The sequence below is a fragment of the Candidatus Frankia alpina genome, assembly GCF_902806485.1.
Taxonomy (GTDB): Bacteria; Actinomycetota; Actinomycetes; order Frankiales; family Frankiaceae; genus Frankia; species Frankia alpina.
Window position 1 is genome coordinate 1 of the sequence record NZ_CADCWT010000010.1, and the last position, 23233, is coordinate 23233.

At 72.3% G+C, this 23233-nt stretch carries 21 protein-coding genes and 1 pseudogene; 14 read left to right on the forward strand and 8 right to left on the reverse strand.

Annotation, left to right across the window (positions count from 1 at the left end):
• The 5 genes from G6R25_RS26015 to G6R25_RS02640 all read left to right on the forward strand — a co-directional run.
• Positions 1-515 (forward strand): NUDIX domain-containing protein (locus G6R25_RS26015; RefSeq protein WP_235947210.1); only part of this gene is annotated, 515 nt, incomplete at its 5' end.
• 370 nt (positions 516-885) lie between these two features.
• The gene (locus G6R25_RS02630) at positions 886-1098 is read left to right on the forward strand and encodes an NUDIX hydrolase (protein WP_205446808.1); all 213 of its coding nucleotides are present in this window, start codon (positions 886-888) and stop codon (positions 1096-1098) included.
• A gap of 721 nt (positions 1099-1819) precedes the next feature.
• Positions 1820-2503, forward strand: coding sequence for an AIM24 family protein (locus G6R25_RS02635; protein WP_163551531.1), 684 nt, complete (start codon positions 1820-1822; stop codon positions 2501-2503).
• A gap of 155 nt (positions 2504-2658) precedes the next feature.
• Positions 2659-3267 (forward strand): hypothetical protein, encoded by a 609-nt coding sequence (locus tag G6R25_RS26020; protein ID WP_235947212.1) that lies wholly within the window; start codon positions 2659-2661, stop codon positions 3265-3267.
• Positions 3268-3299: 32 nt separating this feature from the next.
• A complete protein-coding gene (locus G6R25_RS02640) occupies positions 3300-4259 on the forward strand; it encodes a CoA transferase (RefSeq protein ID WP_235947214.1) in 960 nt (319 codons plus the stop codon).
• A 114-nt stretch (positions 4260-4373) separates the two neighbouring features.
• Here the strand turns inward: G6R25_RS02640 and G6R25_RS02645 are convergent, their stop codons facing one another.
• A complete protein-coding gene (locus G6R25_RS02645) occupies positions 4374-5363 on the reverse strand; it encodes a hypothetical protein (RefSeq protein WP_163551532.1) in 990 nt (329 codons plus the stop codon).
• A gap of 285 nt (positions 5364-5648) precedes the next feature.
• Between G6R25_RS02645 and G6R25_RS02650 the strand changes: the two are divergent.
• The 4 genes and pseudogenes from G6R25_RS02650 (at position 5649) to G6R25_RS02665 (ending at position 9383) form a co-directional block, all read left to right on the forward strand.
• Positions 5649-6021, forward strand: a pseudogene (locus G6R25_RS02650) (response regulator).
• 404 nt (positions 6022-6425) lie between these two features.
• On the forward strand, positions 6426-6908 hold the full coding sequence (gene bfr, locus G6R25_RS02655) for a bacterioferritin (RefSeq protein ID WP_136449120.1): 483 nt from the start codon (positions 6426-6428) through the stop codon (positions 6906-6908).
• A 531-nt stretch (positions 6909-7439) separates the two neighbouring features.
• Positions 7440-8051 carry a superoxide dismutase gene (locus G6R25_RS02660; protein ID WP_163551534.1) on the forward strand — a complete coding sequence of 204 codons (612 nt, stop codon included), beginning with the start codon at positions 7440-7442 and terminating at the stop codon, positions 8049-8051.
• A 630-nt stretch (positions 8052-8681) separates the two neighbouring features.
• Positions 8682-9383: an alpha/beta hydrolase gene (locus tag G6R25_RS02665; RefSeq protein ID WP_235947217.1), complete on the forward strand. Its 702-nt coding sequence runs from the start codon at positions 8682-8684 to the stop codon at positions 9381-9383.
• 90 nt (positions 9384-9473) lie between these two features.
• On the opposite strand, the gene G6R25_RS02670 is transcribed toward G6R25_RS02665, so the two are convergent.
• Complete coding sequence (locus tag G6R25_RS02670; RefSeq protein ID WP_163551535.1) at positions 9474-10133, reverse strand: HD domain-containing protein; 660 nt, start codon at positions 10131-10133, stop codon at positions 9474-9476.
• A 183-nt stretch (positions 10134-10316) separates the two neighbouring features.
• Here G6R25_RS02670 and G6R25_RS02675 point away from each other — a divergent pair, with 183 nt between their 5' ends.
• Positions 10317-12119: a hypothetical protein gene (locus G6R25_RS02675; protein WP_235947220.1), complete on the forward strand. Its 1803-nt coding sequence runs from the start codon at positions 10317-10319 to the stop codon at positions 12117-12119.
• A complete protein-coding gene (locus G6R25_RS02680) occupies positions 12116-13273 on the forward strand; it encodes a glutamate ABC transporter substrate-binding protein (protein WP_235947223.1) in 1158 nt (385 codons plus the stop codon). Before G6R25_RS02675 ends, G6R25_RS02680 begins: the two co-directional genes overlap by 4 nt.
• Positions 13274-13355: 82 nt before the next feature.
• On the opposite strand, the gene G6R25_RS02685 is transcribed toward G6R25_RS02680, so the two are convergent.
• The 5 genes from G6R25_RS02685 to G6R25_RS02705 form a co-directional block, all read right to left on the reverse strand.
• Positions 13356-13661: a GntR family transcriptional regulator gene (locus tag G6R25_RS02685; protein ID WP_235947225.1), complete on the reverse strand. Its 306-nt coding sequence runs from the start codon at positions 13659-13661 to the stop codon at positions 13356-13358.
• Between the two features lie 476 nt (positions 13662-14137).
• The gene (locus tag G6R25_RS02690) at positions 14138-16471 is read right to left on the reverse strand and encodes a serine/threonine-protein kinase (RefSeq protein ID WP_163551537.1); all 2334 of its coding nucleotides are present in this window, start codon (positions 16469-16471) and stop codon (positions 14138-14140) included.
• Positions 16472-17064: 593 nt separating this feature from the next.
• On the reverse strand, positions 17065-17343 hold the full coding sequence (locus G6R25_RS02695; protein ID WP_205446810.1) for a GlsB/YeaQ/YmgE family stress response membrane protein: 279 nt from the start codon (positions 17341-17343) through the stop codon (positions 17065-17067).
• A 166-nt stretch (positions 17344-17509) separates the two neighbouring features.
• Entirely contained in the window at positions 17510-17695 is a 186-nt protein-coding gene (locus tag G6R25_RS02700; protein ID WP_205446812.1) for a hypothetical protein, read from the reverse strand.
• Positions 17692-18699 (reverse strand): siderophore-interacting protein, encoded by a 1008-nt coding sequence (locus G6R25_RS02705; protein WP_163551538.1) that lies wholly within the window; start codon positions 18697-18699, stop codon positions 17692-17694. The genes G6R25_RS02700 and G6R25_RS02705 overlap by 4 nt, the downstream gene beginning before the upstream one ends.
• Positions 18700-18907: 208 nt before the next feature.
• Between G6R25_RS02705 and ddaH the strand changes: the two genes are divergently transcribed.
• Positions 18908-19789, forward strand: coding sequence for a dimethylargininase (gene ddaH / locus G6R25_RS02710; protein WP_235947227.1), 882 nt, complete (start codon positions 18908-18910; stop codon positions 19787-19789).
• Here ddaH and G6R25_RS02715 read toward each other — a convergent pair.
• Positions 19758-20942 carry an aminotransferase-like domain-containing protein gene (locus G6R25_RS02715; protein ID WP_163551540.1) on the reverse strand — a complete coding sequence of 395 codons (1185 nt, stop codon included), beginning with the start codon at positions 20940-20942 and terminating at the stop codon, positions 19758-19760. The genes ddaH and G6R25_RS02715 overlap by 32 nt on opposite strands.
• Positions 20943-21422: 480 nt before the next feature.
• Between G6R25_RS02715 and G6R25_RS02720 the strand changes: the two genes are divergently transcribed.
• Together G6R25_RS02720 and G6R25_RS02725 are read left to right on the forward strand one after the other, a co-directional pair.
• Positions 21423-21623, forward strand: a complete 201-nt coding sequence (locus G6R25_RS02720; RefSeq protein ID WP_163551542.1) for a keywimysin-related RiPP — start codon at positions 21423-21425, stop codon at positions 21621-21623.
• Between the two features lie 255 nt (positions 21624-21878).
• On the forward strand, positions 21879-23174 hold the full coding sequence (locus G6R25_RS02725) for an FAD-dependent monooxygenase (protein WP_163551544.1): 1296 nt from the start codon (positions 21879-21881) through the stop codon (positions 23172-23174).
• The last annotated feature ends 59 nt before the right edge of the window (positions 23175-23233 follow it).

Genomic DNA, 23233 nt, shown 5'->3' on the forward strand with positions numbered 1-23233 from the left:
GAGACTTCTACAACGACCCGGCCGCACCGAAGCCGAACTCGATCGTCCCGGGGGCTACCGTCGCCGTCCCCGATGAACAGGGGCGGGTGCTGCTCATCCGCCGGTCGAACAACGGCCGGTGGGCGCTGCCGGGCGGACAGATGGAGGTGGGCGAGTTGCTGCCCGAAGCGGCAGCGCGCGAAGTCGGGGAGGAGACCGGACTACTGATCTTTAATGCGCGGTGCCGGTTGATGGATCATGATGATGGCTCCACGGCCGGTCCGGTGATGGCGAAGTACCTCTCGGGCAGGTCAGAACGGTGCCGGACCGGCTCGCGGACGGTTCCCGGCCGGCGCACAACCCCGCCCCCGACCCGCCCCCGACCGGTGATCAAGGTGTTCCGCGGAACCGCGTCGCGGTCGTCACCGTCGCTGCTGCCACGTCCGCACGGTTCTATCCGGGTCCCGGTCCCGGTCCGGTTCCGGTCGGGGTCGGGGTCGGGGTCGGGGTCGACGATTACGTTCCGTGGTCGGTGAGGGAGTCGGGAGCGGGGGTGTGCGTGGGAACGGTGCCACCTGGGTCCTTCTGTAGGGACAAACCGGACGCCGAACCCATCAGAGCGACCACATAGGCGCGCTCCCACGCATCCACCCCGAACACTCCACCGCCGCCGTCACACTCCGCGATCACCACCATGGCCGCGGCCACGTGGCACGGTCATGCAGGTTCCGCGGAACCGCCCTCGACCCGGCCGCATCCCACCTCCACCCGACGATCAAGGTGTTCCGCGGAACCGGGACCGGGACTGGGGCCGGGCAGAATCCACTCCAGTCCGACCCGGTGAATTAAAGATCAGTAAACGTTGAGATCGTAGGCATCCTGGGGACCTACACGGACCCACGCCACGTGATCGCCTACGACGATGGGGAGGTACGGCAGCAGTTCGCGATCTGCTTCGAGGCACGGACTATCGGCGGGACGCTGCTGGCGGACGGTAGCGAAGCGAAGGAAGCGCGCTTCGTCGCGGCGGAGGAACTCGACACGTTGAACCTGCACCCATCCATGCGGCTGCGAATCGATCACTTCGTTGCCCGCCAGTCGACTCCCTACCTCGGCTAGGGAAGACTCAGCTGACAGCATGTCACTGATCGCTTGCGCTCCGGAAAATCCTACGCGACCGACCGGGCAGGTGATCTTGATTGAAGATCATTTAACGGGCGGGAGGCATGATTGAAATACTCTTCATGTCGCTACTCGGCGTGACGTAAGTTGATCAATGATGATAGTCGCGGTCGGTAAGATCGCTACTAAGGATCAAGATGGTCGTGATCAGTTACTCGGTGATCGCTAGCTACAGGCCCACGGCCGTCAGAGGTCTCGCGGACGTCGCCGATCATGAGGGCCACTAGCTCCGAGCGGCGACCAGGGTGCGCACGACATCGATAACGGCCGGCGGAGCCTGGCGGGCACGCTGGCCCGACTCGGTGCGCGCCCGGCGGTGCACGGTGCACCATCCGGTCGCGGCGACGGCGAGTGGAGAATTACTCGCCTACTTTTTACAAGATCCTTTTATGTCTGGTTTGCCCAGTTTCTAGCGCCCGGGAAGTGAACGGTTCAGTGGCTCGGCGGGTGGCTCATTACCTCTGTCGCAGAGGTTCTTCTGTGCTCGGTGCTCGTCCAGCAGCTCCTGCCAGGGCTGCGCCACGTTGGCACCAGGACTGCGCGACACCTCACGACACGGCACGACACTCGGTCCGCCTATGGAGAGCTCATACCGGGACGGAAGCGGACGTAGTGACACTCCAGGGCACTCGCAGACACAGGAGTTGACACTGGAGGCATGACACACCCGCTGGGACAATTCGCGAACGGTCAGCCTGCGGGCCCTCCGGTCGCCCTGGAGGAGGGCGACCGGATGCTGCGGGTCCGCCTCGACGGTGGACAGACGTACGCCAAGCAGGGGTCGATGGTGGCCTACCGGGGCAAGCTCGACTTCGCCTACAAGGGGCAGGGCGTGGGTGGGTTCCTGCGGCGGGCGGTGACCGGCGAGGGCCAGGACCTGATGCGGGTCACGGGCCGCGGGACCGTCTGGTTCGCCGAGTCGGGCAGCCATATCTCGATCTTCACGCTCGACCGGGACAGCCTGACGGTCAACGGTCGCAGCCTGCTCGCGTTGGAATCCGGGGTGCGTTACAAGGTGACCACGACCTCGGGCGGGATCGGCGCGATGATCGCCGGTGGGGTGTTCAACACCGAGGTTTCCGGCACCGGCGGGGTGGCCGTGTTCTGCCTGGGTTCACCCCTGGTGCTTGCGACGGACGAACCGGTGTGTGTCGATCGAGACGCGGCCGTCGCCTGGACCGCGGGCGTGCGTACCCGTGTTGTTTCCACCTTCAAGATGGGGAATCTCGTGGGGCGCAGCTCCGGGGAACTCGCGCAGATCGAGTACTCCGGTCGGGGAGGCTTCGTCGTCGTCCAGTGCGGCGAAACTCCGGCGGCCGGTACAAGCCCCGACAAGCACTGACCCGCCTGCCGGCGCCGTCGCGTCGGGGCAGCTGGGGTGGGGATCCCGCCGCGTGGGGACCCCTGCGCGTGGGGAGTAAGTCCCCGCCGGCAGGAACACTCCTCGCGTGGGGAAAACCCGCCGCGCAGGGAACCGTGATCGCGCAGGGAGCCGTGATGTCGTCGCCAGCAACGCCTTCGGTCGGACGAGCCGGGCAGGCGGAACGAGCCGGATGGGGCGACCGGGGCAGCCGACCCTCGGCCCCGGCCGGGCCCGCGCCTGGCGCGCTGCTCGACGAGTTGCGTTCGATGCTCGCCGGCCAGGGTCTGCCGGTCGCCACCGTCGACCCGCCCGCGCCGGCCACCCCCCGAGCCGGCGGGGCACCTGAGTTGCCCGCCGCACTGGGCTGGGCGGCCAGCGGCCTGATGTGGCTCACGGGCCCGCCCGGGCGGGCCCCGCTGGTTCCGGACGGGCCGGTGCTGGCCCGCGCCGAGGCGGCAGCCTGGTTGTTCACGGCGTTGTCCCGGCAGCTCGGGCGGGCTGTCTGGCCCGATGTGGCCACGCTGTTGGGCGGCCGGGCCGCGCTGCTGGGGTTGCACCGCCGGGGTGACTGGTCGGCGAACGGGAGCTGCCCCGGCTGCTGCCGGCTGCGGATGGCTGGATCGCCGTCAACCTCTCGCGCCCCCACGCCGTGGACGCCCTCGTCGGCGCGCTCGGGGACTAGGTCGGACTGGTCTCGGCCGACCCGTGCCTGCATCCTGTCGAGCAGGCGTGGGCGGCCCTGAGGGCGGCGGCGGCCGCCAGACCGGCCGTTGACGTGGTCGACCTCGCTCGGCTGCTCGCCATCCCGGCCGCCGAGCTCGACGGCTCCCGCCGGCCCACGCCGATCCGGACCCTGCCGACCGTGGGTTCGCCGCCGGCCCTCCCGGCGTCGTCCTGGCGCGGGGCGGCGGCGGGAGCGGTGGGCGTCCGTGCCGAGCCACCCCTGGTCATCGACCTGTCCGCGATGTGGGCGGGTCCACTGTGCGCGCACCTGCTCGGCGAGATCGGGATGCGCGTGGTGAAGGTCGAGAGCGTGCAGCGGCCGGACGGGGCACGCCGTGGCGATCCGGACTTCTACGACTGGCTGCACGCCGGTCACGAAAGCGTGGCCCTCGACTTCGCGCCCCCGGGCGGCCGGGCCATGCTGCGTCGCCTGGTGGAGCGCGCCGACGTCGTCATCGAGTCATCGCGGCCGCGGGCCCTGGCCCAGCTCGGGCTCGACGCCGCGGAGCTCGTCGCCGCCCGGCCGGGGCGCACGTGGGTGAGCATCACCGGCTACGGGCGGTTCTACACCGACCCCCATTCGGGCCCCGACCCCGTCGCGTTCGGCGACGACGCTGCGGTAGGGGGTGGCCTCGTCGCGTGGGACCGCTCGGGCGGTGGTGACGCCGTGACCCCGGTGTTCTGTGGGGACGCCATCGCCGACCCGCTCACCGGCCTGTTCGCCGCGTTGGCCACGGCCGCGTCCGTGCTCGGCGGCGGCGGCCATCTGCTCGACGTCGCCATGCGCGAGGTGGCCGCCTGGGCGGCGGCGGCGCCAGCCGAGCCGGCGCCGTGGACCGTCACCGGCTGCGATCGGGATGGCTGGACGGTCCACCAGGCCGGCCGGACCCAGCGGGTCCTGCCCCCGCGCCCGCCGCGCGGGGGGGCCGTGGCGGGGGAGGCCGGGCGCAGGCAGGCCGCCGTCTCCGGAGCGGACACCCGCGCCGTCGTCGACGCACTTCGCCTGGCCTGACAGCGGCGTGGCACGCCGCGGCGGGCATCCCGCCGCCCGACCGCCCGGTCGGCACGCGGTTGCGCGGAACACCACGATCGTCTGGCCGGTTGGGGCGTGGTTGCGCACCGCGGGTCAATCGTGGGCCGGTTTCCGCCCGGCTGGCGGCTCAGCTGACGAGACGCGCCCGTCGGCCTCGATCGCCGGGTCGGTAGGCGCGTCGTCGCCGAGCAGCCGTCCCGCCGGCGACGGCCCCGACCCCGACCGCCGACCGCTGCGCGCGGCCCCGGAGGGGAGGCGGCCGGGGGGTGGGGCGAGGACGCTGTCGCCCGGATGGGCCTGGTCGCCGATCACCCGTTCGGCGGGCGACGCGGGCCCGCGGGCCACCGGCGCTGCGGTCGGGGGCGCCCCCGACGAGCGGGGATCGAGATGCCAGACGGCGACCGCCAGCCCGACCAGCCACAGGTACCACAGCAGCTCCCCGACGACGCGGCCGGTGATCGCGGCATCCACCCCGAAGGGCAGCAGGACCCCCCCGAGCACACCCCCCGCGGCAAGGCCGCCCCAGCCGGCGAGAGCGACGGCGGCCGGTTTCGGCAGGGCGGATCGCAGCGGTGGCCGCCGAGGCGTGGCGGCCCGCGCGGCGCGGGTCAGCAGGGCGACGGTCCAGCTCGCCGTGAGCAGACAGGCGAGCACCTCGCCGATCATCACCCCGAACAGAGTGCGTGCGGTGTCGAAGACGGCGGTCGCATGGTCCGCCTGGGTGGGGACAGCCGCGCGCCGGGCCAACGCGGGCACCGTGATCAGCCAGAACAGCAGGCCGGTGAGGTGCGCGCCGGCGGTCGCCGCACCCAGCACGGTCAGCAGTGGGCGGTGCGGGCCGCGCGGCAGCAGGCGGACGATCCCGACGGTGATCGGCAACAGCAGACCCGCGGCGACGCCGGCGAGCACGACACCGATGCCGATCGCCAGCCAGTGCTCTCGCACCAGCGCGAGGGTGTCGGCCGGCGGCGCGCTGAGCACCTCGGGGTAGTCGAGGGCATGGCGCAGCTCGGTGAGGCCGACCGCGCCGCACACCGCGCAGATTAGCAGCATGACGGCGGTGGCGCGCTGGCCCGTGGACATCGAACGCGGCTCCTCCCGACCGACCCGGGCTGGCGGGGTGGTGGCCGGGTAGGCACCCGCCGGGCGAACCAGCCACCTCCGCGCCGCGGAAGTCGTGGCGGGATTGTTACACCACGTTACCGGTGGTGGCGGATGGCCCGCCGCCTGGCCGAGCCAGGCCGACCGCGGACCGCGAACAGACCTGGCCGAACCCGGCGCCCGGCTCGATATTGTGAACGTGCCCGCGAGTGGGCGACCCGCGCCGGTTCGCCGGGACGCCGACGACTGCCAGGAGAGGCGAATTCAGTGTCCGCCACCGCCGTTCGATCGTTCCGGATCCTGCTCGCCGAGGACGATCCCGGTGACACGCGCATGATCACCGAGGCGCTGACGGACCGGGGATTCGACTACGAGCTGCATGTGGCCGCCGACGGCGTCGAGGCGATGCACTTCCTGCGCGATCCCGCGGAGCCCCGGCCGGACCTGATCCTGCTTGATCTCAACATGCCCCGGATGGACGGCCGGGAGGTCCTCGTGTCGATAAAGGCGGATCCGGATCTGCTGGCCATCCCGGTCGTCGTCCCGACGACCTCGGAGGCTCCGATTCGACGCGTTCATCCAGGCCCTCCACCAGATCGATGACTTCTATCTCGGCCTGGTCCGCCTGCCCGGAAGCTGAGCGGGCCGCGTCCGCCGGTATTGCCGGGGGTGGCGGGCCACCACCGGTTCGATTCTCAGGTACACCCGGCGGGGGCGAACCCGGCTGTGATTGTGGTGGATCGCCCCGCTGCGCGCACCACTTCCGGGTAGGTTCCCCTAACTTCGGGCAGCCTTACCTACATTGATGTTCCGAACGTTGTGGCAGGGCGGGAGTGTCGGCTCGCTGCGAATTACGCATCCTTGTGATTTGCTGGTGCCTGGAGGTTCGTAAGCCTGCCCGGTCCGGTCGATCTGTGCCCTCGTCGTCGCAGATGGTCGGTGTCCGGTCGTGGGCCGCCGGGGTGCCCGGAGCAGCCAGCCGCCCCGCTCCGGCACCCTGTGGGGCGTCTGGCTGGAAACAGTCGACGGAAAGGTGTGGAACCGATGGCGACGCGTGGCGACACGGAAATCATAGAAGTACTCAACAGTGTGCTGACGAACGAGCTCACCACGATCAACCAGTATTTCCTGCACAGCCGGATGCAGCGCAACTGGGGCTACCGGCGGATCTCGGAGCACTACTACCACGAGTCCATCGACGAGATGAAGCACGCCGATCTGCTCATCGAGCGGATCCTGTACCTCGGTGGCCTGCCGAATCTGCAGCGCCTGCACACGCTGCGTATCGGTGAGACGGTCCCCGAACAACTCGAGATCGACCGGACCGGCGAATTCGAGGCCGTCGATGTGCTGCGTGGCGGCGTCGCGCTCAGCCGCGAGCGCGGCGACATCGGCTCGGCGGTTCTCCTGGAGAAGATTCTCGTCTCCGAGGAGGAGCACATCGACTGGCTCGACGCCCAGCTGGAGTTGATCTCCCAGCTCGGCGCGGCGAACTACCTCACCCAGCAGATCCACACCGACGACTGACGAGCCGGGCGGAATAGTTGGCCCCGCGGGCGGGAAGTGGGCGCATCATGCCCCGGTCCGCCGCCCCCGCCTGTCACAGGAACCGGCGGGCGCGCCGAGCGGGCTGGTCGGGCGATGCCAGGGATTCCCCGGGCGTTCGTGGGGGTGGTAGCCCGGCCGGCGTGGTGGGTTGTTCGGTGGGTCACCGAATCCCGCCTTCCGTCTCGCCGCCGTCACGGACTGTTATTGGCTGGGGCTGTGGTCAATCCTTCCCGCGTGATGATGCCCGGTCTCGCTATGCAGGACCGATCCTCCTGGCGATAGTGTCCAGGCGGGCGATCGCGGCATCTGACGTCGACGTCCACAGGGGCCGCCAGCTCGGCGGCTCGCCGGAGAGGAGTGGGCCGATGGGCTTCGCCAGGCTTCGTCAGGCCCCGCCCGACCCCGGCCGGTGGCCGTCGGCGTCGTCGAAACCGCCCACCTGAACCGCCGGGAGCCCCCGCGTGGGTGCCCCCGAAAAAATCCCTTGCAAATGGAAAGGATCGTGCTCTAGTGGTGACGTACACGCTGCCGGAACTGAAATACGACTATGGCGCACTGGAACCATCCATCATCGGGCAGATAGTCGAACTGCATCACGACAAGCACCACGCGACCTACGTCAAGGGTGCGAACGACACCCTCGAGAAGATCGCGGAGGCGCGGGACAAGGGCGACTTCGGCGCTATCGTCGGCCTGGAGAAGACGCTCGCGTTCAACCTCTCCGGGCACATTCTGCACTCGATCTACTGGGAGAACCTCTCCCCGGACGGCGGCGACAAGCCGGACGGTGTGCTTGGCGAGGCCATCACCGCCGACTTCGGGTCCTTCGACGCCTTCAAGGCGCAGCTGAACGCCGCGACCACGACGGTGCAGGGCTCCGGCTGGGGCGTGCTGGCCTACGACGCCACCGGCCAGCGGCTGCTCATCGAGCAGGTGTACGACCACCAGAGCAACGTCGGCGTGGGTAACACCCCGCTGCTGGTGTTCGACGCGTGGGAGCACGCCTGGTACCTGCAGTACAAGAACGTCAAGGCCGACTATGCGACGGCCCTGTGGAACATCGTCAACTGGGCCGACGTCGCCGAGCGTCTCGTGAAGGCGAAGGCCGCGGCGGCCGTCTGATCGCAGCATCACCGCCGGTTGCGGCAAGGGTATCCCTTTCGGGTGATGCCCTTGCCGCTGTTCGTTTTTCTCCTGCATGTGATTCATGAATGTGATGTAGAGCACAGCGGGACCGGGTTGACGGATGCCGGCTCAACTACGGAGGGTAGTAAGCATGTCTGTGGACGCACGTCAGTCCGTTCGACTCGGGCGCGAGGTCTCCTTGTTGCCATCCCCCGCCCCGTGGCGTTGTCGCTGAGCTGATCCGCCGGGAGCTCCTACCGATCGTCGGTCCGCCGCCGGACCTTCGACCGTTGACTGAGGGCCGGTCGCCGTGAGGCGCCCTCGTTCTCGCCAGCTTGCCTCACACCCGCTTCGCGTGCCGGCGCCGCGTCGTCCTTCGACCGGTGGACCGGTCATGCCGTGGAACCCCGTCCACGCGTCCGATGCTCGGACCGGCGGGGGCCGAGGCACCGCCCGTCGGTACGCCCGGAGACGACGTGCCGCGCCCGGTCGTGGGGCCCGATCCAGCCCACTCGCGTGATCCGTCCGACCGACCACCCGCTGCACGCCCACGCTCCTGCCGCGTCTGCGGCACGCCCGGTCACCAGGCCGCGGCGATCCGTTTCCTCCGAAGGAGACCAGGCGCCGATGATGTCGCCGTTCCAGCCCCAGCCCCAGTCCCTCGTCGATTGGCAGGCGGGCACGTATCCCGCCGTCGCGGCGCCGCGCTCCCCGAGCCCGCGCGGCCCGGTTACCGCCACAACCCCCGCCCCACGAGGCCCCGTCGCGACGTCCGTGCGGCCGGCCGCCCGCGCCACCGTCGCCCGCCGCGACATCCGGGCCACGATCGCAGCCCTGCCCGGCCGGGGTGAGGACCCGGCGGTCTTCGACGCGCTCGCCGACCGGCTGGCGCTCGACGGCTACCTGCTCACCGTCGTCCCCGACGGCGGTAACCGGGTGTCGGCCCTCGTCGAGTGCCGGGTCCCGGGCGCGCCGTTCGTGCTGCTCGGCTCCGACACCGGCGCACTGGCGGCATTGGCGATGGTCGGCTCGCCCGCGGTGCGCCCCGACGGCCTGCTCCTGCTCAGCCTGCCTCTGCTGCACCTGCCCGTGGCCGGCCTGCCCGTCGAGGAGCCTTCCCCGCGCGCCCTGCCCGACCTGCCGATCCTGCTGCTGCACGGCGCCGATGACGAGGTCAGCCCGCTGCCTCTGGTGCGCATGACGACCCGGACCGCGCCGCGCGCCGAACTCGACGTGGTTCTCGGGGGCCACGACGTGCTCACCGGACCGGGCCGGCGTTGCGTCGCGGCGCGCACGGTGCTGTTCCTGGAGTCCCTACTGGACGCCTGAGCCCGCCCGGTCCCCGCCCGGTCCCCGCCCGGTCCCCGTCCCGGCGTCCGGATCGCTCCGGAGGCCGCATCGCCGCGGGTAGGCAGGCCGTCAGGCCAGCAGGTACCTGCGGCGCACCGCCTCGTCGATCATGATGCGGACGTACTTCCACAGTGCCGGCGAGCCGTCCTCGATGGTCTTCTGGTGGGCCAGCACGTCCGCCCGGGTCACCCCGTGCGGACGCCAGGTGCTCCCACCGGTGTAGGAGTTCAGCAGCAGCGGCTGGACCCGGTCGAGCGCGCGGGCGAACCGGGCGTCGGGGGTGCGCCGGGCCTCGAACTCGTCCCACAGCGCCCGCAGCTCGTCCGCCTGGTCGCCGGGAAGCTGCGGGAACAGCCGGTCGGCGGCGGCATGTTCACGTTCGGCCTGACCGGCGGCGGCCTGGGTGTCGTACAGGAAGGTGTCGCCCGCGTAGACCTCCACCAAATCGTGGATCAGCAGCATCCGGATGACACGCCCCTGGTTGACCTCCACCGCCGCGTACTCGCCGAGCACGACGGCGAGCATCGCCAGGTGCCAGGAATGCTCCGCGTCGTTCTCCCGCCGGGACAGGTCGATCAGGTGGCTCTGCCGCAGCACCGACTTGAGCTGGTCGATCTCCAGCAGGAACGCGATCTGCCGGGCGAGGCGCGGATCGGTGATTCCCGCGGGCGGCTCGACCGGCCGCGCCGCCGGGTCCACCGGCCCCTCGGTGACGGGGATCGTCGACACGTCGCTCCTCGCTGCTTGCCGCTTGCCCGCGTTGCGACTACCGAGGATACGGCTGCTCACGCGGGTTTTGCGCTGGCCGGTCGATCGGCGCGGTTGTCAACTACTCCGCATTTCCGGCCCGACTCAGACAGGGGGCTCACTTGAAGTAACCAGATCTGCGGGATACGCGTACGCTCAGTGACTGTGACGGTTGTAGCGCCGCCGCCTGCTCCCAGCGGGGGGCCGGATGCACGGCGCCGCGGGGGCGTCCGGCGACGGCGCGAGGGTGGCGAACCCGGGGCGCCGGTCCCGCCCCGCACTGGCTGGGTCGTCCGGGCCGCGCGGCTGGCGCGGACCGTCGCCGCGCGCTGCGATGCCGGCGTCCGGCTGCTCGGGCTGCTCGGCGTGCTCGTCGTCGTGCTGGCGCTGTTCGGGCTGATCCTGCGCGGCGTCGTCGCCCACCGGCTCGACGCCACCGACGATCTGGTCGCCTGGCAGGGGCGGGCGTTGGCTACGGCCCAGGAACTGCGTGCCGCGCTGTCCCAGGCGGACGCCGCCGCCGCCGCCGAGGTGTTCGCCCCCATCGAACTGCTGGTCGACAAGGGCGAGCCGGTGGCCGAGCTGCGGGCCCGCTACGACGGGATCAAGGCCGGCAAACCGTTCGAGACGAGCGTGGCCGAGGCGGCTCGCGACGTCCTCGACCTGCGCCGCCTCGGCCCGAGGCTGTGCGCCACGGATCCGGACCCCCGACTCGGGCTCCCCGTCCCGGACCCGGCGGCCGTGGCGGGAGACAGCGGCGACAACGACGGCGACGGCGAGGGGTCCGACTTCGCGGTCGCCGGAGACGGACCGGTCGACGGGGCGGACCAGGCCGGTGGGATGGAACCGCCCTGGTCCGAAACCGGGGATGTGCGTGCGCCCGGGGCTGCGGGCGGGCCCGGGGGCGCGGGGGCGCCGGGGGGCGTCCCGTCCGCGGCGTGTCCGCTGGACCTGCTGGCCGAGGGCATACCCGTCTACAACGGGATGGTGGAACGGGCCCGGGCGAACAACCGCGCCGGCCTGTCCGTGGGTGAGGCCAATCTGCGGGCGGCCTCGACGATGATGCGCACCCAGATCCTCCCCTCGACCGAGGTCCTCGTCGCCCGCTACGCGGCCGCCGTCGACCTCGCCTACCAGCAGGCCACCGGGTCGCAGGGGGAATGGGCCATCGTGATCACCGGCGGCTTCGCGCTCGGCTCGCTGATCGGCGTGCAGCTGCTGCTGGTGCGCCGGACGAACCGCCTGATAAACCCCGGCCTGGTGGTCGCGACCGGCGCGGTGTTGGCGGCCATGATCTGGACGGCGGTGGCGTTCGGCACCCAGCAGACCCGCCTGGACACCGCCCGCGACGCCGGCTACCGGCAGATGACGCTGCTCGCGCGGTCGAAGACGCTGGCCCTGGAGGCCCGGGTCGATGAGAACCTGTCGCTGACCGCGTTGGGCAACGGCGTCCGTTTCGACGAGCACTTCGCCTGGGTGACCAGGGGGCTGGGCTTCGACTCGGCCGGCGACCGGCTGCCGCCCGAACCGGTCACCCGTCGCGGGTCCCTCGTCGTGGCGCTCGACAGCCATCAGGGTGCCGACCTTCCGCCCGGGCTCGAGACGGACCTGCGTTCCTGGCTGCGGGTGCGCGACTCGGTGGTGCGGCTGCTTGCCTCCTCGCCCGACTCGGTCGTGGCCGCCGCCCACGGCCCCGGGGACGCCGGCTCCACCGGTGGGGACCTACGTTCGTCGGACACGTTCGGCGAGGCCGTCACCCGGACCCTCGGACCGGGTACGGCCGCGTTCACCCGTTTCCTCGGCAAGCTGGACGTGGCCGTCGACGCCGCCCGTGGCCGGTTCGAGGGCGATGTGCGCCGGGCGGCCGACGCCCTGAGGGGCCTGGCGCTGGCCGGCCCGGCTCTCGTGCTTGCCGCCATGGTCGCCGCGGCGGCCGGGATGTGGCCGCGGCTGCGGGAGTTCCTGTGACGAGCCGCGACGCCCTCGCCCGCCGTCCCCGCCGTCCCCGCCGTTCCCATCGTTCCCATCGTTCCGGCCATTCCCGCCGTTCCGGCCGGCTGGTCGCCGTGGGGCTCGCCTGCTGCCTGGCCCTGCTGGGCGGTGCGGGTTGCAGTACGGCGCGCAGCCCACTGCCGATCGAGGCCGGACCGCTGCCGCCTTCCCCGGCGCCCCCGGCCGAACCGACGCCGGCGCCGGCCGGGGCGGTCAACCCGGATGGCACCTGCCGCCAGGACGGCCGGCTGGTGCGCTCGACGCAGCCGCCGCTGAACCCGATGCCGGCACCGGGTCACATGCCGGTCGGCAGCCGGATGCGCCTGATCGCTGAGGACCGGGGCTACCTGCGGGTCGGCATCGTCACCGACGCCCCGCCCGCGGGGCTGATGAACTGGCGCACCCTGCGGCTGGAGGGGTTCGACGTCGGCATCGCCCGCGCCGTCGCCGCGGCGATCTTCGGACCGGACGGCGTCGACGACCACATCCAGTTCCGGGCGGTTACCACGTCGGAACGGGAGGACCTGCTGCGCTCCAACATGGTCGACATGCTCGTCGCCACGATGACCATCACCTGCGAACGCAAGCGGCAGGTGCGGTTCTCCAGCGTCTACTACGAATCGACCCTGCGGCTGCTGGTCCGCCAGGATGCCGGCTTCACCGACATCGCGGACCTCGCCGGCCGGCCGGTGTGCACCTCGGCGGGCAGCACGGCCAGCGAGAAGCTCGCCCGGTTGCCGGTGCCCGCCCCGCGACCGGTCACCCGTTCCCGCATCGCCGACTGCCTGGTCGCCCTTCAACACGGCGATGTCGATGCGATCGTCGGCGACGACGTCCTGCTCGCCGGGCTCGCCGCTCAGGATCCCTACACGACGGTGCTCGGCCCGCAGGCGTTCGGGGCGGCGTTCGCGGCCGGCGGGCGACTCGATGAACCCTACGGCATCGCGATGCCGATCACCGGGGATACCGCGGGCGACGACGGGTTCGTGGCGTTCGTCAACGGAGTGCTGCGCCAGATCATGCTCGACGGCACCTGGTCGCGGCTGTACGACGAGTGGCTGCGGCCCGGCCTGCGCGTCCCCGGCCGCCCACCGCTGGCTGACGCTGGCACCGAGCCCGGCGGCTCTTAGAGCGACCGGCGATGGAAGGTGGCGGCGGGGTAGAGGTAGAGGTCGTTGATGTGGGCGTTGGCCCGGGCGGCCGGTCAGATCGTTACCCGGCGCAGCGTGGTGAAGCTGCCGGCCATACCGTGATGCCTCCCTTGGTCGGATTGGGCCGCGTGCCGTCGAGGGCGGCGGCGGGCCGGACCTCGCTCGCCTGGCGGACCAGCGTGAGCAGCGCCTCGGCGTCGATACCGAGCCCCTTGGCCGCGGTGGCCGGGTTGATCCGGTAGAAGGCCGCGAGCTCGTTGCTCGACGGCACCCGTCCGCCCTCGGCGAGCGCGCTGTCCGCGATCTCGTCGGCCAGCCGCTCGGCGATCTGGGCGAAGATCGGGCTGCTGTCATCGAGCACGTCCATGCCCCTTTCCCCGGCCGGACTCACCTGTCCCGTTCGTTCGTTGGTCCATTACTCGACTACTGATCTTTAATGCGTGGTGCCGGTTGGTGGATCATGATGATGGCTCCACGGTCGGTCCGGTGATGGCGAAGTACCTCTCGGGCAGGTCAGAACGGTGCCGGACCGGCCCGCGGACGGTTCCCGGCCGGCGCACAACCCCGCCTCCGACCCGCCCCCGACCCGCTCCCGCCTCCGACCGGTGATCAAGGTGTTCCGCGGAACCGGGACCGGGACTGGGACCGGGCAGAATCCACTCCAGTCCGACCCGGTGAATTAAAGATCAGTAATGCACCCAGGAACCGACGAGCGTTAAGACTCAGCCCGTTGACACCGAGGACACTGGTGTCTCCGCCGGGTCAGACAGCGGGCCGCTCGAACGGCCGCGGCGGGGGTGACGGCCCGGGCTGCGCGTCGCCGGCCGGCTTCGGCGGCAAGCCTCAGAGCAGCGTGCGGGGGCGGGCGCGGTTCGCCCGGTCCACCAGCCGGACCCGGCTGGCCCGATCGGGGGTCAGCCTGGCCATCTCCCGGTAGGTCTCGGCCAGCCCGAAGCGCAGCTCCCGTTCGACCATGGCCCGACCGAGCAGGGTCGGTGGGCGCGGCCCGTCGGGCGGTGGGTGGCCCGCGGGGACCAGGGCCAGGGCAGCGGTGAGGATGTCGCGGCGCAGCTCGGCGCGGCGTTGTTCACCGAGGTCGAGCAGGGGATCGGCCAGCAGCGCCGCGGCTCGTAGCAACGCCGCCGACCCGGCCGCCGGGGAGTCCGTCCCGGGGACGCGGGCGACCAGCACGCCGATCATCCGTGCGCGCGACGCCGTGTAGGAGGAGGAGGAGCGGGGCACCCGCTGGTAGGCATCGATCTTGCCGCTCGGGTCGGTGCGGCACCGTGCCAGCCCGAACGCGGCGCTGGTGACGCCGGGGTCGATGGCGCCGACGACGTCGAACAGCTCGGCCGCGCGCTCCCGCGCCGCGTGGCGCTCCCGTGCGGAGCCCGCCGTGGTTGCGACGTCGGCGAGCGCCGTCGCGAGGGCGAGGCGGGGGGCGAGTTCCCCGGGAACCTGCGAATACACCCGGTCGAAGGCCGCCGCGGCCAGCCCCGGCCGCCGCGCCACCAGGGCGGCGAGTCCCCGGTACCAGTCGATGCGCCACTCCCGGGGGGTAGCCGCGGCCGCGGTGTCCAGGGTGCGGGCTGCCTCCCCGAGCTGCCCGGCGCGGATCCTCGCCCGGGCCAGCGCCAGGTGCACCTCCGTGGTGACCGGGACGATCGCGGACAGGCGGGCGGCGAGCGCCGCGGGGTCCTCGTCGGGCCCGGCGGTCAGCGCCGGCGCGCGCGGGTCGTCCTGGTCGACCCTCAGCTCCGGCAGCACCTCCCAGGCGGCGGGGGGTCCGGCCGGGCCGGCCTCCCCGGTGGGATGCCCGGCGGCGTCGAACCAGCGGCTCGCCAGTGGCGGAACCGGCCCCTCCGTGCGGGCCACGATCTCGTAGAGCACGCCGACCAGCTCGTCGGCCAGTTCGGTGACGCTCTGGAAGCGCCGCTGCGGATCGGTCGCGGTGGCCCGCCGCAGCAGCCGGTCCAGCGATTCGAACTCCCGCAGCGGTAGATGCGCGCGTCGCGGTGGCAGCACATGCCGGTAGGCGTCGACGAACCCGGGGAAGCGGCCCAGGACGAGCCGGGCCAGGGTGCGGGCGACGGCGAAGGTGTCCGTCGTCACCGACGGCGCGGCGCGCTCGACGCCGCCGGGGCGTTCCCCGTCGTCGTCGAGCTCGGGCGCGCGGTAGCCCGGGGTGGACAGGTAGCCGGAGACCAGGTCGTCGAGGCGGCGGGCCCCGCCGAGGTCGATGAGCTTCACCCCGGACGCGGTGACCATCACGTTGTCCGGTTTGAAGTCGCAGTAGACCAGGCCCATCCGGTGCAGGTGGCCCAACGCGGGCAGCACCCGCAGCAGGTAGCGCAGCACATCCGCGGGGGGTGGTGGGGCGGGGCGCCCGTCCGGACCGGGCGGCCCGGTGTCGGCCAGCGCGGTCAGGGAGATCCCGGGCACGTACTCCATCACGATGTAGTCCTCGCCCGCGTGGATGACGTAGTCGAGGATCTTCACGATCGCCGGGTGGGACACCGTGGTGAGGATGCGCCGCTCGCCCTCCGCGATCCGCCGGGCCTCCGGGTTGGCCGCGTCGAGCAGGCCCTTGAGCACTACCCAGGCCTGCATGTCGTCGTCGCCGAGGTTGTCGTCGGTGGCCGCGTACACCCAGCCGAGGCCGCCGTGGGCGATCACGCCGTGCACGGTGTACCGGCCGACCCGCTCGCCGGGGCGCAGCTTGACGGTGAACGAATAGCGGTGCCCGCACCCCCCGCAGGTGCCGTCGAGCGCGACCGTTCCCGACTGGCCCGGTCGGGCCACCGGCGCGCCGCACCCGGCGCACTCCCGCAACCCCACGGGCACACTCGGCGCATCCAGCAGCGGAGGGGTGGCGCCGGATGGTGGCCCGATCCGGCGGGGCAGGCGCAGCGGGTCGCGAGGGACGCCGGGCGCGGGGCCCCGGCGGGGGGAGATCGTCCGTGGGACCGGCACCGCGCCGACGCCCACCACACCCGCGCGGCTGTCGCCATCGTCGTCGCCGGGCCGGGGTGAACCGGTGAAGCGGGCACGGGTGGGTTCGGTGGGCTCGAGCCACCGGTCGGTCCTGGCCGCGCCGCCGGCACGGCGCTGCGACGGCGAGTCCGCTCGATCCTCGCGGTGCTCTGCGTCGGGCAGCGTCGCGCCGTCCTCCGTCATGAATCCTCTCCGCCACTGTCCACGGCCCGGCTGGTGCGCTGCCGCGCCGTGCCGTCAGCGTGCCACGGTCTCGCACGTTCGTCGTGGCGCGGCGCCCTTTGCTCCCGACACGGACAGTTCCGGGGCGGCGGTGCACCTGTGACCCAGAAGTCGGTCGTATGCTGATGGCCTTCTGGGCTGTGGCCCGAACGTGGCCCCGCTTGTCGTCCCGTGGTCTCGTCGGCTGGGCGGAGTCTCGCCGCGTTTCTGTCGGCGGGTGATGACAGCGAGGACGAAAAATAGGGACCGGCCGAAATCGGCCGCCAGCAGCCGTATTTCGGCGGCCGGCGCACGGCGGACTTCTGGCCGGTTCGAAGGACCCGGACTTCGCCGGTGGCGTGGCCTTTTGGGCGATGGTCCGCGCGGCGGGATCGGCGGCATTCGTGCAGTGTCGGCGCCGCATCGGCGCCGCGGGGTTGCCGAGCGCGGCTCCGAGCGGCTCCGAGCGCAACCACGGGCCGACCGGGGTTACCCCGGTCGGCCCGTGGTTGAAACAGATTCGGTGACTGCGGCGACGCCGTTGGTGGGCGGGGAGGCCGGAGCTCAGGCGGAGATCAGTGGCGCACCGGCCGACGGCCGTTCACGGCCCGGTAGATCAGCAGCGCGATGATCGCACCGATGATGGAACCGATCAGACCGGAGGGCTGGAACGCGCCCTCGTCGAAGTCGTGGCCGAACAGGAGGTAGCCGAGAAAGCCACCGATGAAGGAGCCGACAAGACCCAGGCCAATTGTCGCCGGAATGCTCAGCGCATCGCGACCCGGAACCACCAGGCGGGCGACTGCGCCGGCGATGAGCCCAAGAAGAATCATGGTGAGGATGAACCAGAGCACGGGAGCCTCCGCAAGTTTGCCGTGGCCGGCGGCGGTGCCGGGGTGCGCCGCTTTCCTGTTCGCCGGGGTGATCGCGGGATGTATCCCCGGCACGGCCCCAGTCAAACTGTCCGATTTCGCAAAAGGTTCCCGAGTGCTCGCGGGTAAGTAAGGTCGAACCTTTTGGTCACCCCGTGCGGCGTGGCGCGCGGGCCGACCACCGGCCGTCCTCGCGGCGTACCGCGATCGGGTGGTCGAAGCAGGCGCTGACCCGCTCGGTGGTCAGCACGTCGTCCGCCCGCCCGGACGCCAGCGCCCGCCCGCCGCGCACCAGGGCGACGCCCGCGCAGTGCAGCACCGGCGATTGTGTCAATGCGGCCGTCCGTCGCCGCGGTCGCGCAGCGTGGCGCGCATCTCTCGGGCGGTGTCCTGCACGCGGCGCTTGAGGGGCCCGAGCGCGCCGCGCAGCCGGTCCCGGCGACCCTCGCCACCAGGCCCGGCGTCGCCGATCTCGCCCTCACCGAAGTCGTGGTCGGGATGGTCCGCCGTTCCCAGTCGCCAGTAGCCGCGGGTCGAGACCTGGGCGCGGTCCAGTCCGGCGCCGAGGAGCTGCCGGCGGATCCGGCGCACCGCGGACGCCTCACAGGCGACCCAGGCGGCCGTGCCGGCGGGCAGGGCGGCCGTCGCGACGGACTCCGCGAGCGGCTCGCCGGCGGCCCGGGTGCCGCGGTGCAGCCAGGTGACCGTGGACGCCGCGCCGGCCGGCAGGTCGCGGCGGCGCCCGGCGTCGCGGACCTCCGCCAGCACCGTGACGGAAACCAGCGGGGGCAGTCGCTCGAGGACCGTCGCCAGCGCCGGCAGGCCGGTCTCGTCGGCGGCGAGCAGGTGATGGGTCGCCCCGGCGGGGACCTCGTACCCACCCCCCGGCCCGGCGATGGCGAGATGATGGTCCCCGGGCCGGGCGCCGGCCGCCCACCGCCCGGCCGGACCCTCCGCGTGCAGCATCATCTCGACGTCCAGCTCACCGGTGTCGGGGTCGAATCGTCGCGGGGTGTAGGTCCGCACCACCGGGCGGGGCTGTTCCGCGGGGAAGACCGGCCGCCCGTCCGGCCCCCAGGTCGGGACGGCCGGCTCCCGCTGCCCGTCGACCGGAAGGAAGATCTTGATGTGCTGCGCGGGTCGGGGCACGGCGAAGCCGGCCAGCGCGGGGCCGCCGACAGTCACGGTGACCATGTCGTCGGTCAGCGGGGTGACCCGCACGACCTGCACGCGCCGCGGGGCGGGGCGGGTGCGCCGTGGCCGCGGCGTGCCCTCACCCGGCGCCGGTCGCGCGGCGGGATCGAGTGGCCCGGACGGGTCGGATTCGGAGGTTGACATCTCCCTCTATCCTGCCTTTCAAGACCGCGGGACCGGACGGCGGGTCCGTGCGCCCCGGTGCGACGACCGGCCCGGCGTCCGTGCGGTCGCACGCTTCGGCTACCACTGCGGACGAAACTACCGAAATGCCGGGCAGTGCTCTGGCCTGCAGGCTGGGGATGGTGGCACCCGCCTCCTACCAGCCCGCACGGTGCCGGGCGTTGGCGCGTTGAGCCTGGCGATGGGCGAGCGCGGTTACCTGTCGGTCCGGGGGGCGCCGATGACGTTGGGCGCCGGGGTCCGCCGGGCCCGCGCGCGCCGGTACCTGATGTGCCGGCCGACCTACTTCGACGTCCGCTACGCCATCAACCCGTGGATGGACCCGCGCCAGCCGGTCAACACCGACCGGGCCTGCGCGCAGTGGGAGACGTTGCGGGCGCTGTACCGCGACCTCGGCCACACCGTCGAGCTGATCGACCCGCTGCCGAGTCTGCCCGACATGGTCTACGCCGCCAACGGTGGGCTCGTCGTCGGCGGACGCGCGCTCGGGGTCCGGTTCCGCCATCCGGAACGCAGCGGCGAGCAGGAGCCCTACCTGCGGCGACTGGCGCGACTGGCCTCGGGCGGGGTGTACCGCCCGACGCTGGTCAACGAGGGCGAGGGCGAGGGCGACTTCCTGCCCGTCGGCGGGATGATCCTTGCCGGCACCGGGTTCCGGTCGGAGCGGGCGGCGCATGCCGAGGTGGCCCGCATCCTGTGCCGACCGGTGCACTCACTGCCCCTGGTGGACCCGCGCTTCTACCATCTGGACACGGCGCTGTGCGTCCTCGACGACGATCTCGTCGCCTACCTGCCGGCGGCCTTCGACGACGCCGGCCGCGGACTGCTCGCAGCCCTGTTCCCGGCTGCGATCAGGGTGAGCGAGGCCGACGCGGTGTCGTTCGGCCTCAACGCCGTCAGCGACGGGCGGCACGTGGTGCTCGCCGCCGCCGCCGAGGGGTTCGCGGCCGAGCTGCGCCACCGGGGGTTCGAGCCGATCGGGATCGAGTTCGATGAGCTGCGCCGCGGCGGCGGCGGGATCAAGTGCGCCCCCCTGGAGATCCAGTCCTGAGTAGACCGGTGGAGCTCACCCGGCCGCGGCCCGGCCGGCGAAAGCGCGGGCGAGGCGGGTCATCCCCTCGGCGATGCGCTCCGGGGACGTAGGCCACGTCGTGGGCGACCACGGCGGGCAGCAGGGCGGTGGCGTCGTGGCCGGCGGGCAGCCGGGCCCAGACGAACATGCCACCCTCGGGCCGGTTCCAGGAGCTGCCGGCCGGCAGCGCCTCGGCGAGCCCGGCGAGCATCGCGTCGCGCCGCTGGCCGTACACCGCGCACATCCGCGCGATGTGGGCGTCGGGGTCCGCCTCGGCCAGGTAGCGGGCGGCGGCCGCCTGGTCGACGGTCGAGGTGTGCAGGTCCGCGGCCTGCTTGGCGATGACGCAGGCGCGGCGCAGCGGCGCCGGTGCGCGCAGCCAGCCCAGCCGCATGCCCGGGGCCATGGTCTTGGAGAAGCTGCCGAGCAGCACCGTGCGGTCGGCCGCGGCCGGATACGAGGCGATCCACGGCTGCGCCGTCCCCTCGTAGCGCAGCTCGCCGTAGGGGTCGTCCTCGACGATCCACAGGCCCTGGCGGGCGGCGATCTCGGCGACGGCGCGGCGGCGGTCCGCGGCCATGGTGCGGCTGGTGGGGTTCTGGAAGGTGGGCACCAGGTACAGCAGCCGGGGACGTTCCCGGGCGACGAGCTCGGCCAGCTGGTCGGGGAGGATCCCCTGGTCGTCGGTGGGGGCTGCGAGCACCCGAGCGCCGGCGAAGCCGAAGCACTGCAGCACGGCGAGGTAGGTCGGGTTCTCCACGACGACGGCGTCCCCGGGGTCGAGCAGGGCGCTGGCGAGCAGCGTCAGGGCCTGCTGGGAGCCGGTGGTGACCAGCAGCTCGTCGGGGTCCGTCGGCAGGCCGCGACGACCCAGGCGGGTGGCGACCGCCGCTCGCAGCTCGGGGTCCCCCTCGGTGGTGGAGTACTGCAGCACCCGCCGGGGCTCCTCGGTGAGTACCTGGTCGTAGGCGCGCCGGATGCCGGCGGCGTCGATCAGTTCGGGGGCCGGCAGGCCACCGGCGAACGAGATCACCTCCGGCCGGGCGGTCAGGGCGAGGATCTCGCGCACCGGGGAGGTGCGCACCGACCGGGCGCGGGCGGCGAGCGCGGGTGGGGCGGCGACGGTCGTCATGACGGCGGGTCGACTCCGGTTCGGGTTCTAGGGACGGCCGCCCGGGGACCGGGTGGCGTGGCCGATGCCCCGCCCGTCGGCCGGGTCGCGGCGGCGGGCGGGACATCGAGGTTCCCGACGCCGGGCCGACCGTCTCGGCCGTGCCGGGAAACACCAACGGGCATCCCCTCACAGGAACGTCCCATTCGAGGTGTCCCAACATCTGGATTGGTTCTCTCAGATGGCGAGCAACCGCATGCTATCGCGCCCGGACGCCCTGACGTCCGGGCAGGGCCGGCGAAGCCCGACCCGGTTCAGGCGTGAAGATCACTCTCGGTGACGCTGTGACTGGGAGCAACGAATCGTCGGTGAACCGTCAGTGGGTCCGGTGGAAGCAGAATGGAGTTGCTCGGTCAAGGGCCGTCCACACGACCCGAGCACGGAAAACCAAGGCCGGGCAGGACGAAACAGGCAATAAAGCGCAGACGGGGGGAAGTCGGCATGAAGACTACATATGAGGCGCCGGAACTTCAGTCCCAGGGCACGTTCCGGCAGGCTACCGGTTTCGTCGCCTTCGGCGGCGGCTGGGGCGGCGGAGGTTGGAGCCGCTGGGGCGGCTGGGGCGGCGGAGGTTGGAGCCGCTGGGGCGGCTGGGGCGGCAGCTGGGGCGGAGGTTGGGGTGGTGGCGGCTGGGGCTGGTAGCCCTCGGCCCGATCTCCACGGCACCTGACAATCCGGCGGTCGACCGGTCCCCGCGGCCGCCAGCCCAGGGGTGCGACGCCCCACCATCACGACCCCCACCAACGGGGATCTCCCAGCAGCGAACGGGGTAGTGGCGAGCCGGCGAAGTCGTGCGGCCGTCGCCGCCCCTTCGTTCGTTGCGCCGCGCCGCCGGGGTCCCGGCCGAGCCGCGGGAGCCTGGCGGAGCCGGGGGAGACGGGGAGCAGGGGGAGTGGCATGCGGATCGTCTGCGTCGGCGGTGGACCGGCAGGGTTCTACTTCGCGATCTCAACGAAGCTGCGCAATCCAGCTCACGACGTCACGGTGATCGAACGTGACCCGCCGGGAGCCACCTACGGCTGGGGGGTCGTCTACTGGGACAACCTGCTGGACGTCTTCTTCCGTAACGACCCGCCCAGCGCGCGCGACATCCGGGCACAGTCCACCCTCTGGCAGGAGCAGCGCATCAGCGTCGCGGGGGCGGGCGCGGCCCACCTCGCCGGATACGGTTTCAGCATGCAGCGGGCGGCGCTGCTCGAGATCCTCGCGCGGCGCGCCATCGAGCTCGGGGTCAGCGTGGAATACCGCCACGAAGTCGACGATCTGCATCCGTATGCCGACGCCGACCTGATCGTGGCCGCCGACGGCGCGAACAGCCGGGTGCGTCAGGCGGCCGGCGACGCGTTCGGGACCAGTGCCACGACCGGCAGCAACCCCTACATCTGGTTGGGGACGGACCGGATTCTCGACAGTTTCGCCTTCGCCTTCGAGCGGACCCCGGCGGGTTGGATCTGGTGCCACGCCTACCCGTCCAGCGCGGGCCTGAGCACGTGCATCGTGGAAAGCACCCGGCGGACCTGGGAGGGGCTCGGCTTCGACGAGCGTGGTGACGTGGACACGCTGCGGGAGCTGGAGAAGATCTTCGCCGAGCCGTTGGACGGCCATGCGCTCATCAGCCAGTGCCGCGGCACGACCGCGCGCTGGCAGCGTTTCACCGAGATCACCAACGAGCGCTGGTACCACGACAACGTCGTGCTGCTCGGCGACGCCGCCCACACGACCCACTTCACCCTGGGGTCCGGGACGGCGTTGGCGATCGTCGACGCGGTCATGCTCGCCCAGATCCTCCACGACAACGGCGACGATCTGACCGCCGCGCTGCGGTCGTTCGACGTCCGGGGCCGCAGGGCGCTGCATCCGGTGCAGGCGGCGGCGCGGACCAGCATGGCCTGGTTCGAGCAGGCGGACTGTTATCTCGACCACGACGTCGACCAAGGCGTCGGTGATGGCGCCGGTGACGGCGGCGACCCGGGCGCGGTGTCGTTTGCCTACGCGATGGCGGGACGCCACGGCCCTCAGCCGCCATGGCGCTACCAGGTGCACCGCGCCATCCAGGTCCCCGCTGTCCGCCGGGCGCTACGCGGTCTGCACGCGGGCGGCCGGCGGTGGTTGGCCCGCCGCCGGGGTGAGTCGACACCGCGGCGGGCCGATGCCGTGCGGACGAGCGGCGCGGCTCCGCGCTCGCCAGGCTGACGTCTGCCCGGCGTCGACTCGGGCAGGTGATCCGCAGGGACGCCTGCCCCGGTTCCGTG